Source organism: Ralstonia sp. A12 (assembly GCF_000801955.1).
Classification (GTDB): domain Bacteria; phylum Pseudomonadota; class Gammaproteobacteria; order Burkholderiales; family Burkholderiaceae; genus Ralstonia.
The window spans coordinates 288,975-298,673 of sequence record NZ_JSZO01000011.1 but is presented as its reverse complement, the minus strand read 5'-3'; the positions used below and the strand labels follow the sequence as shown (position 1 = coordinate 298,673).

Sequence of the window (9,699 nt, the reverse complement as noted above, 5' to 3'; positions counted from 1 at the left end):
CCGGCAGGGGACGAAACACCCAGCACACCAACAACACCTAAGCAGCCTGCGCCAGCGCAGCCCGTACAACCTCCGCCCGCGGGATCGGCGCAACAGCGCTATAGCCCGTCGTGGAAATCGCCGCAGCCACGTTGGCGTAACGCGCAGCCTCGACCGGTGAATCGCCCGCCACGATGCGCGCCACGAACGAGCCACCAAAACAATCGCCCGCGCCCGTCGCGTCAATGGCATTGACCGTATGACGCGGCACCAGCGTGCGCGACTCGGGCGTGGCGACATAGCAACCTTCCGCGCCCATCTTCAACGCCACCAGCTTGACGCCCCAGCCGAGCAGCGTGTCGACAATGCCGTCGCGATCATGGCAATCGAGCAGCACAGTCACATCATCCCAGCTCGGCAGGCACAGGTCGCACGTGCGCATGGCCTCGCGCATCACCGCGCGGGCACGGGCCAGCGGCCACAGGCGCAAGCGCAGGTTGGTATCGAATGACACCAGCACGCCCGACGCCTGCGCATGCGACATCGCTGCCAAGCCGGTATCACATGCCGTATCGCTGATGGCCAGGCTGATCCCCGACAGGTGGAAGGCCTTGGCCGCCGCAATCGCCTGCAATGGCAATTGCGCCGTCTGGAATCGGCTGGCGGCGGAACCCGCGCGCAGGTAATCGAAGTGATGACCGCGCGCGTCATGCGAGACGAAGTACAGGCCAGTGGGCGCCTGCGCATCGGTATGCACGTAGGTGTGGTCGACGCCCTCGGCCTGCCACAGCGCGCGCAGCGCCTGGCCGAAGCGGTCACCACCCACCGCGCTGATGTAGCCGGTGCGTGCGCCCTGCCGCGCCGCGGCAATGCAGAAGTTGGACGTATCGCCGCCAAAACCGAAGTTCCACGACGTGCTGCCGGAATCCGCCTGATTGAACTCGATCAGCGCTTCGCCATAGGCGAGGATGTCTGCCATATAGGGTCTATTCAGAAGTACGTCTGCACCACGTCGACGACGTTGTACGTGTCATCGATCACCGGGATCTGGCGCCACTTGTCGAACGTCAGGCACGGGTGCGAAATGTCGAAGGCGATCATGTCGCCGACCTTGATGTCGTCGCCGGGGGCGATCTTCAAGTAGGCGTGCTGGTCCATCATGCCGGTGACTTCCCAGTGTGCAGGCGTGGCTGAGGGCGACTTATCGCCCGGGCGGAAATGCAGCACCGGCAGCGGCAAGCCGGCATCAAAGGCGGCATCGCGCTTGCCGAGCGCCACGATGGCGCGCTCGCCTTCCGGCACCGATTGCACATAGGCCCACAGTTGCAGCGCGGGCAGCAGGCTGGAGCGCATCTTGTGCGCGATCGGGTTGTTGGCGTCGATACGGGCCTGTGCGGCCTTGTAGATACCGACGTCGTGCGTCAGGTAGCAACCGGGGCGCAGCACTACATCCAGCGGCTGGCCGATATCGGTCTTGGCAAACTCCTCGGCCACCACGTCGTACCAGGCCGAACCGGCGCCGGTCAGCACAGCCGGCGTGCGTTGCAGGCGGCCGGCCTTCGCCAGATCGCCGATGACCTTCACGGCGCGCTGCAGGAAGGTGCGGATGTCGGCCTCTTCCTTGATCACGCCTTCATACACTTCCACGCCCGCTAGCTTGACGGCGCCATTGGCACGCGTGAGCGCATCCAGCACCGACTGCAGTTGCACCTCATCGCGCACACCGGTGCGGCCGCCCTGCACACCCAGCTCGATCAGCACCTGGATCGGGCGACCCGCCTTACCGAAGAAGGCCGAGAGTTGATCCACCTGATCCGCCGCATCCACTAGGCAAAAGAACTCAAACGACGGATCGGCCAGCAGTTCGGCCAGGATGGCCATGTTGCGCTTGCCGACCAGTTGGTTGGCCATCAGCACGCGGCGCACGCCATGCGCGTAGGCAACGCGCGTCTGGTGGGCCGTTGCCAGCGTGATGCCCCAGGCACCACCTTCCAGCTGGCGCTGGAACAGGCGCGGCGCCATCGTCGTCTTGCCGTGCGGTGCCAGCTTGACGCCGTATTCCCCCACAAAGCGCTGCATCCAGGCCAGGTTGTGTTCCAGACGCGATTGCGAAAGGACTGCCACCGGCAGGTTCAGGTCTTCACTCAGTACGTTCCAGCGCTGGGCAGCGATCTGCTCCGGCGCGCAAGCGGTTTCCAACGCACCCAGACCCTTGTCGAGCGGGTTGACGACGGCGTTGGTGTCTCCTTGATACTTTGTATCACTCATAGAAATCGACTCGCGTTCCTTTGGGGGTAAACATCGGGTTGACACAATGATAGCGGCGAAACTATTCTCCGGGCCAGCCTGTTACAAAGTACCAAACCGCTCCGACAGCCGCTATCCGGACAACTACCGGGAGCCCAGCATGCTTGAACCAATGCGTGAACCGATGGACATCGTCACCCGAATCTCTCAGCGAGCCGCCGAGTTGCGCCCCGCTGAGCAGAAGGTCGCGCAGACGGTGCTGGGTGACATTGCCGAAGCGGCTGCGGGCAGCATCCAGACGCTGGCCGAACGTGCCGGCGTAAGCGAAGCCAGCGTCACCCGCTTTGCCAAGGCGATGGGCTGCCGCGACGTGCGCGAACTCAAGCTCAAACTAGCGCAGGCAGCCGCGGTCGGCCAGCGCTTTCTGGATGGCGGCGCGGATCGCCCGCCCTCCAGCGCCGACGGCATCCTCGCCGACATCACAAACGTGCTGGAAGCCAACCGTGCCCTGGTGCGCCCCGAAGCGTTCCGCAATGCGGCAATCGCGCTGGCCGCGGCCCGCATGATTGCCGTGTTCGGCATGGGCGGCGGCTCGACCACCATGGCCGACGAGATGCGCTACCGCCTCGCCCGCCTGGGACGGCCAGTCACCACCTATCATGATTCGATGCTGCAGCGGATGGTCGCAGCCACGCTCAGCCCCGACGATGTGGTGGTCGTGTTCTCCGTGACCGGCCACGTGCCGGAGGTGATCGACAGCGTGACCATCGCGCGCGAATACGGCGCGAAGATCGTCGCCATCACGGCCATCGGTTCGCCGGTGGCGGCGCTGGCCGATGTCTTGCTGCCGATCCAGGCCATGGAGACCGATTTCATCTTCAAGCCATCGTCATCGCGCTACGCCATGATGATGATGATCGACCTGCTGGCGACCGAGGTCGCACTGCAACAAGCCGATCGCAGCAAGGAGCTCTTACGGCGCATCAAGTACGTGCTTGATGCGCATCGCGGCGGCGGCAACCGCCAGCCGCTCGGAGATTGAGCAGGAGCAGCACATGGAGCAGTACGACACCGTCATCCGCCAGGTCCGCATCGTCGACGGCAGCGGCCACGAACCCGAGGCCACGCTGTTTGACGTGGCCATCGTTGATGGGCGCATCGCCGCCATTGCCACGTCGGATTCCACCGCGTGGCTGGGTGATGAAGAAATCAATGGCGAGGGCCGCGTGCTCGCCCCCGGCTTTATCGACGTACACACGCACGACGACACCAATGTCATCCGCACGCCCGACATGCTGTGCAAGGTGTCGCAGGGCATCACCACGGTCATCGTGGGCAACTGCGGCATCAGCGCATCGCCCGCCACGCTCAAGGGCGACCCGCCGGACCCGATGAACCTGCTTGGGCCCGCCAGCGCGTTTGCGTATCCGACCTTCGCGTCGTATGTGGATGCCGTGGAACGCGCGCAGCCGGCCGTGAACGTGGCCGCGCTGATCGGCCACACCGCGCTGCGCAACAACCACCTGGACCGCCTGGACCGCCCCGCTACCACCGAAGAAGTCGAAGGCATGCGCGCGCAACTGCGCGAGGCGCTCGACCACGGTGCACTGGGCTTGTCCACGGGCTTGGCCTATGCCAACGCCTTCGCGTCGACCACCGAAGAGGTGATGGGCCTGGCCGAGCCCCTGGCCGAAGCCGGTGCCATCTACACCACGCATCTGCGTACCGAATTCGCAGCCATCCTCGACGCGATGGATGAGGCTTACCGCGTCGGCAAGCACGCGCGTGTGCCCATCGTGATCTCGCACCTGAAATGCGCGGGCGCCGCCAACTGGGGACGCGCGGGCGAAGTGCTGGAATCCATCGAAGGCGCGCAGCGCTATCAGCCGGTGGGCTGCGACTGCTATCCGTACACCGCCAGCTCGTCCACGCTGGACTTGAAGCAGGTGACTGACGAGTTCGACATCTTCATCACGTGGTCAGAACCCGAGCCGGGCATGGCTGGGCAAACGCTCAAAGAGATTGCCGCCGCCTGGGGTACCGATCTGATGGACGCCGCGCGCCGCCTGCAACCGGCGGGCGCCGTGTACCACAACATGTCGGCGCAGGATCTGGACCGCATCATCACGCACCCCGCCACGGTGATCGGCTCGGATGGCTTGCCGAACGATCCGAAGCCGCACCCGCGCCTCTGGGGTGCCTTCCCGCGCGTGCTCGGCTACTACAGCCGGGAACGCAAGCTGCTCTCGCTGTCGGCGGCCATCCGCAAGATGACCGGGCAATCCGCCGAGCGCTTCGGCCTGACCGAACGCGGCCTGGTGCGCGAAGGCTACTGGGCCGACCTCGTGCTGTTCGACCCGGAAACGGTGCGCGATGTCGCCACCTTCACCGATCCGCAGCAGCCGGCGGCTGGCATCGCTGCCGTGTGGGTCAACGGCCATCTTTCGTACCGCGAGGGCACCGTGCAGCCGAATCGCGCCGGACGCTTCCTCAAGCGCGGGCCGCGTGCACAGGCAGCAGCCCCCGCTGAACTCCACTGAATCTCTGTATCTGTTTGAAAGAAAGGAACGTAGCGATGACGATTACCCGAATTGGCGTTGAAGGCGGCACCGGCACCGGTGGCCAGCACCTCCCCTTTGCCCGCGCAGCCGGCGCAGACGGCTGGCTGTTCGTCTCGGGCCAGACGCCCATGGTGAACGGTGAGGTAGTCGGCAACGGCATCGTTGAGCAATCGCACCAGACCATCAAGAACGTGCTGGCCATCCTGGCCGAAGCCGGTTACGGCCCCGAGCACGTCGTGCGCTGCGGCGTGTGGCTAGATGATCCGCGCGACTTCCAGTCGTTCAACAAGGTGTTCAAGGAGTACTTCGGTGCCAACCCGCCGGCGCGTGCCTGCGTGGTATCGAGCATGGTGATCGACTGCAAGGTCGAAGTCGATTGCGTGGCGTACAAGAAGCCGTAACTCGCAACACAAGCGCGTTTTCAAAAAGGTGCCCTACACGATGGGGTACCCATGACAACAAGAGCCGTGAACAATCCCTGAGGAGGAAACCCGATGGTCCCGATGCAAGGCAACTCGCTATTGCTGACCGCCGCGCTGGCGGTGGTCGCGCTGATCTACCTGATTGCCGTCCAGAAACTGAACCCGTTTGTCACGCTGATCGTCGTCTCGCTCGCGCTGGGCGTGGTAGTCGGCATGCCGATGGGCAACATCGTCAAGGCATTTGAAACCGGTGTGGGCGGCACGCTCGGCCACATTGCGCTGGTGGTGGGCCTCGGGACGATGCTCGGCAAGATGATGGCGGAATCAGGGGGTGCCGAGCGCATCGCCAAGACGCTCATCAACGCGTTTGGAGAAAAGAACGCGCACTGGGCCATGATGGTGGTGGCCTTCATCATCGGCTTGCCGGTCTTCTTTGAAGTCGGCTTCGTGCTGCTGATCCCGATTGCTTTCAACGTGGCCAAGCGCACGGGCACGCCGATCCTGATGGTCGGCCTGCCGATGGTGGCGGGCCTGTCGGTGGTGCACGGCCTGATCCCGCCGCACCCGGCCGCACTGCTGGCCGTGACGGCCTACCAGGCAGACATCGGCAAGACGATCATGTACGCACTGATCGTCGGCCTGCCGACCGCCATCCTGGCCGGTCCGCTGTGGGCGATGCTCGTTTCGCGCTACGTCAAGCCGAATGAAAACAACCCGCTGGCCGCGCAATTCGTTGAAGCGGACCAGAAGCGCGAACTGCCGGGCTTTGGCGTGACGCTGTTCACGATCCTGCTGCCGGTGGTACTGATGTTGATCGGCAGTTGGGCCGACCTGATCGCCGCACCCAAGACGCTCGCCAATGACATCCTGAAGCTGGCCGGCAACTCGGTGATGGCCCTGCTGATCGCCGCGCTGGTGAGCTTCTATACCTTCGGCAAGGCACGCGGCTTCAACCGCGAGGCCATCCTCAAGTTCACCAACGAATGTCTGGCGCCGATCGCCACGATCACGCTGGTGGTGGGCGCGGGCGGCGGCTTCGGCCAGATCCTGCGTGATTCGGGCGTGTCGAAGGCCATCGTGGGCGTGGCCACGGATGCCCACCTGTCGCCGCTGCTGCTGGGCTGGGTGGTGGCCGTGATGATTCGCATCGCCACCGGTTCGGCCACCGTGGCCATGACCACCGCCTGCGGCATCGTCGCTCCCATCGCCGCTGCGTCGGGCGCTGCCGTCCGTCCGGAGCTGATGGTGCTCGCCACCGGCGCTGGTTCGCTGATCCTGTCGCACGTGAATGACGGTGGCTTCTGGCTGGTGAAGGAGTACTTCAACCTGACCGTGCCGGAGACCTTCAAGACGTGGACGGTGCTGGAAACCATCATCTCGATCGTGGCGCTGTTGCTCACGCTGGCGCTGTCGACCGTCGTCTAAGCTGTTCTGTTGATGTGAAGTTGATCTAGGAGAACGTTGTGGGTATCGATTCCGTCGTCAAGGCCGGCCCGGTCATCCCGGTGCTGCAGTTCCAATCCGTCGATGAAGGCGTCAAGGTGTGCCGCGCGCTGTACGAAGGCGGTATCCGCACGTTCGAGATCACGATGCGTACGCCCGTGGCGCTAGAGGTCATTAGCGCAGTGGCCAAGGATCTGGGCAGCGATGCCATCGTTGGGGCGGGCACGCTGTCGAAGCCGGAGCACTTCACACAAGCGAAAGACGCCGGTGCCGTGTTTGCCGTGTCGCCCGGCATCACGCCCACGCTGGCCGCGGCGCAAGCCAAATCCGACCTCGATTGGCTGCCGGGCATCGCCACGCCTTCTGAGCTGATCCTGGCGCTGGAGTTTGGCCTGACCACGCTGAAGTTCTTCCCGGCGGAAGCGGCCGGCGGCATCCCGATGCTCAAGTCGATCCACGGCCCGTTCGGCGATGTGCGCTTCTGCCCGACGGGCGGCATCACGCCCAAGAGCGCGCCCGACTACCTCGCGCTGCCCAACGTGGTGTGCGTGGGCGGCTCGTGGATGGTGCCCAAGGACAAGATCGCTGCCGGCGACTGGGCAGGCATCACGGCGCTCGCCAAGGAAGCGGCCGCGCTCAAGCGGTAATCCAACCTCACCTCTCTCGCGCGGCCGGCTTTGCGTCAACTAAAGCTGACCGCGCGCTCCATCTGTTCCCGATACTGGACGATGTCCTCAATGGTCAGCACTGGCAGGTTGTGCTGATCAGCGAAGCGCACCGCGTCATCACGGCGCGCCATGGTGCCGTCGGGCAGCATCAGTTCGCATAGCACCGCAGCCGGCGGCAAGCCCGCCAAGCGCGCCAGGTCGACCGACCCCTCGGTATGACCGCGCCGCGTGAGCACCCCACCCTCCTTCGCCACCAGCGGGAACACATGGCCCGGGCTGACGACCGATTGCGTATCGGCGTCCGGCGCAATCGCCGCGCGGATCGTCGTGATGCGATCAGCCGCCGACACGCCGGTGCTCACACCCGTGCGTGCCTCGATCGACACGGTGAAGGCCGTACCGTACTGGCTGCGGTTGTCTTCCACCATCGGGCGCAGGCCGAGCGATGCACTCTTCTCCGCCGTCAGGCACAGGCAGACGATGCCGCTGCACTCGCGGATCAGCATCGCCATGCTGGCCTGCGTGAGTTTGTCGGCAGCGACGATGAGATCGGCCTCGTTTTCACGGTCGGCGTCGTCAAGCACGACCACGGGCACGCCAAGCCGCACCGCATCGAGCGCGGCAGCCATGCGCGCGGGCATGTCGACTGGATCGAAACGCGCTTCGATGGCGTCAAGAATCGCGTTGCCGGCAGGCAATGCGGGCGGATGAACTGCAGGGGATTGCTGAGTGGACAACATGGAAACGCTCCTCGCTGAGATTGGCGACAAGACGTTCCAGGGCAAGCAGACAAACACGCGCGCGCCATGCAGCGGCGCAACTCGACACAAAGCCGAGCGCGTCCCCGCAAAGCAGGAGCGTGTTGTTCCGCACATCTTCTTCCATCCGGACTCTGACCGTCGGCCCCGGCATCTCACCGGATCTGCTGACCCTCGCATGCAGGCGCATGCCAGGCGCTCGCGGGCTCACGAGCGCATAGCTCGCATACCGCCGGTGGGGAATTCCACCCCGCCCTGAAGACGTACTGAACCGGCAGGATTGCCGGCAGACGTCATGCTACCGCAACAAGTTGCAATACATCGACCCTACTGACGGGTCGGGAAAAGCGACGTGCCACTCACTTGGCCCGCGCCAGCATGGCGTGCAGCAGCACATCCGCACCGCGCGTGACGTCTCCGGGCAGTGCATCTTCGGCCTCGTTATGGCTCAAGCCGTTCACACACGGGATGAAGATCATCGCCGTCGGGCAGTGCTTGGCGATGTGGATGGCGTCGTGCCCCGCGCCGCTCACGATGCGCTGGTGCGGGTAATCAAGCGCGGCCACCGCATCGGCGACGGCCTTCACGCAGTCAGCATCGAACGGCGTGGCAGGGCTAACCCAGTGCTGGTCGATCTGCACCGTCAAGCCGCGGCGCTCGGCAATCTCGGCAAAGCGCTCGCGCAGCGCGGCTTCCATTTCGGCGATGCGCGTGTCTTCGTGGTGACGCAGGTCGACTGTGAACGTCAGGTCAGCAGCGATGGTGTTGCGTGAAGCATTGCGAATACCGATCTCACCAACCGTGACCAGGCCGCGCGGCGCAAAGTCATCGACCAGCGCTTCCAGCGAACTTGCCATCTCCGCCGCCGCAAACAGCGCATCGCGACGGAAGCGCATCGGCGTAGTGCCGGCATGCGCGGCCTGCCCCTGCACACGTACATCGAGCCAGCGGATCGCCTGCCCGCCCGTGACGACGCCGATCGGCACACCGTTCTCCTCCAGGATCGGCCCCTGCTCGATATGCGCCTCGAAGTACGTGTCGAAGGGGGCACCAGGAATGGCGCGTTCACCTGCGTAGCCGGTGGCAGCCAGCGCATCGGCAACCGAGACGCCCTGCGCATCGCGGGAGGTCAGCGCCTGCTCCAGCGGCATCACACCCGCAAAGGCGGCGGAGCCCAGCATGGCCGGCGTGAAGCGCGCACCCTCTTCGTTGGTCCACACAACGATCTCGATGGGCTTGTTGGTTTCGACACCCGCGTCGTTGAGCGTGCGCACGACTTCCAGCGCGGCCAGCACGCCGTACACACCATCGAAGCGGCCGCCCTCGGGCTGCGTGTCGAGGTGACTGCCGCTGGCTACCGGTCGTGCGTTGGCCGACTTGCCGGCGCGGCGCGCAAACAGGTTGCCAACGCGATCGGTGCTCATCGTCATGCCGGCGTCTTCGCACCACCGCGTGAACAATGCGCGGCCTGCCGCGTCTTCTTCCGTGAGCGCCAGACGCCGCACGCCGCCCTTGGGTGTTCCACCGACCGCCGCCATTTCCATCAGGCTCGACCACAGTCGCGCCCCGTTGACCTTCAACATGTCTCCGTTCCTTTGCATGCACGCCGACCGGCTCGGCG

The 9,699-nt window shown here is 65.0% G+C and carries 9 protein-coding genes and 1 riboswitch; of the genes, 5 read left to right on the top strand and 4 right to left on the bottom strand.

The features are described from left to right. Positions 1-37: 37 nt before the first annotated feature. Complete coding sequence (locus PI87_RS15325) at positions 38-958, bottom strand: sugar kinase (protein WP_039598554.1); 921 nt, start codon at positions 956-958, stop codon at positions 38-40. Positions 959-969: 11 nt separating this feature from the next. Beyond that, complete coding sequence (locus PI87_RS15320; RefSeq protein WP_039598553.1) at positions 970-2,247, bottom strand: amino acid deaminase; 1,278 nt, start codon at positions 2,245-2,247, stop codon at positions 970-972. Positions 2,248-2,398: 151 nt separating this feature from the next. On the opposite strand from PI87_RS15320, the gene PI87_RS15315 reads away from it, so the two are divergent. The 5 genes from PI87_RS15315 to PI87_RS15295 all read left to right on the top strand — a co-directional run bounded on the left by PI87_RS15315 (position 2,399) and on the right by PI87_RS15295 (position 7,299). Then, the gene (locus PI87_RS15315) at positions 2,399-3,268 is read left to right on the top strand and encodes a MurR/RpiR family transcriptional regulator (RefSeq protein ID WP_039598552.1); all 870 of its coding nucleotides are present in this window, start codon (positions 2,399-2,401) and stop codon (positions 3,266-3,268) included. 13 nt (positions 3,269-3,281) lie between these two features. Next, positions 3,282-4,766 carry an N-acyl-D-amino-acid deacylase family protein gene (locus PI87_RS15310; RefSeq protein ID WP_039598593.1) on the top strand — a complete coding sequence of 495 codons (1,485 nt, stop codon included), beginning with the start codon at positions 3,282-3,284 and terminating at the stop codon, positions 4,764-4,766. Between the two features lie 35 nt (positions 4,767-4,801). Further along, complete coding sequence (locus tag PI87_RS15305) at positions 4,802-5,188, top strand: RidA family protein (RefSeq protein ID WP_009240594.1); 387 nt, start codon at positions 4,802-4,804, stop codon at positions 5,186-5,188. Positions 5,189-5,281: 93 nt separating this feature from the next. Then, positions 5,282-6,634 (top strand): GntP family permease, encoded by a 1,353-nt coding sequence (locus PI87_RS15300; RefSeq protein WP_039598551.1) that lies wholly within the window; start codon positions 5,282-5,284, stop codon positions 6,632-6,634. Positions 6,635-6,672: 38 nt separating this feature from the next. After that, positions 6,673-7,299 carry a bifunctional 4-hydroxy-2-oxoglutarate aldolase/2-dehydro-3-deoxy-phosphogluconate aldolase gene (locus PI87_RS15295; RefSeq protein WP_039598550.1) on the top strand — a complete coding sequence of 209 codons (627 nt, stop codon included), beginning with the start codon at positions 6,673-6,675 and terminating at the stop codon, positions 7,297-7,299. 35 nt (positions 7,300-7,334) lie between these two features. Here the strand turns inward: PI87_RS15295 and ribB are convergent, their stop codons facing one another. Next, positions 7,335-8,060 (bottom strand): 3,4-dihydroxy-2-butanone-4-phosphate synthase, encoded by a 726-nt coding sequence (gene ribB / locus PI87_RS15290; protein ID WP_039598549.1) that lies wholly within the window; start codon positions 8,058-8,060, stop codon positions 7,335-7,337. A 129-nt stretch (positions 8,061-8,189) separates the two neighbouring features. After that, positions 8,190-8,345, bottom strand: a riboswitch (FMN riboswitch). Between the two features lie 92 nt (positions 8,346-8,437). Next, a complete protein-coding gene (locus PI87_RS15285; RefSeq protein ID WP_084209975.1) occupies positions 8,438-9,661 on the bottom strand; it encodes a Zn-dependent hydrolase in 1,224 nt (407 codons plus the stop codon). Between the last annotated feature and the right edge of the window lie 38 nt (positions 9,662-9,699).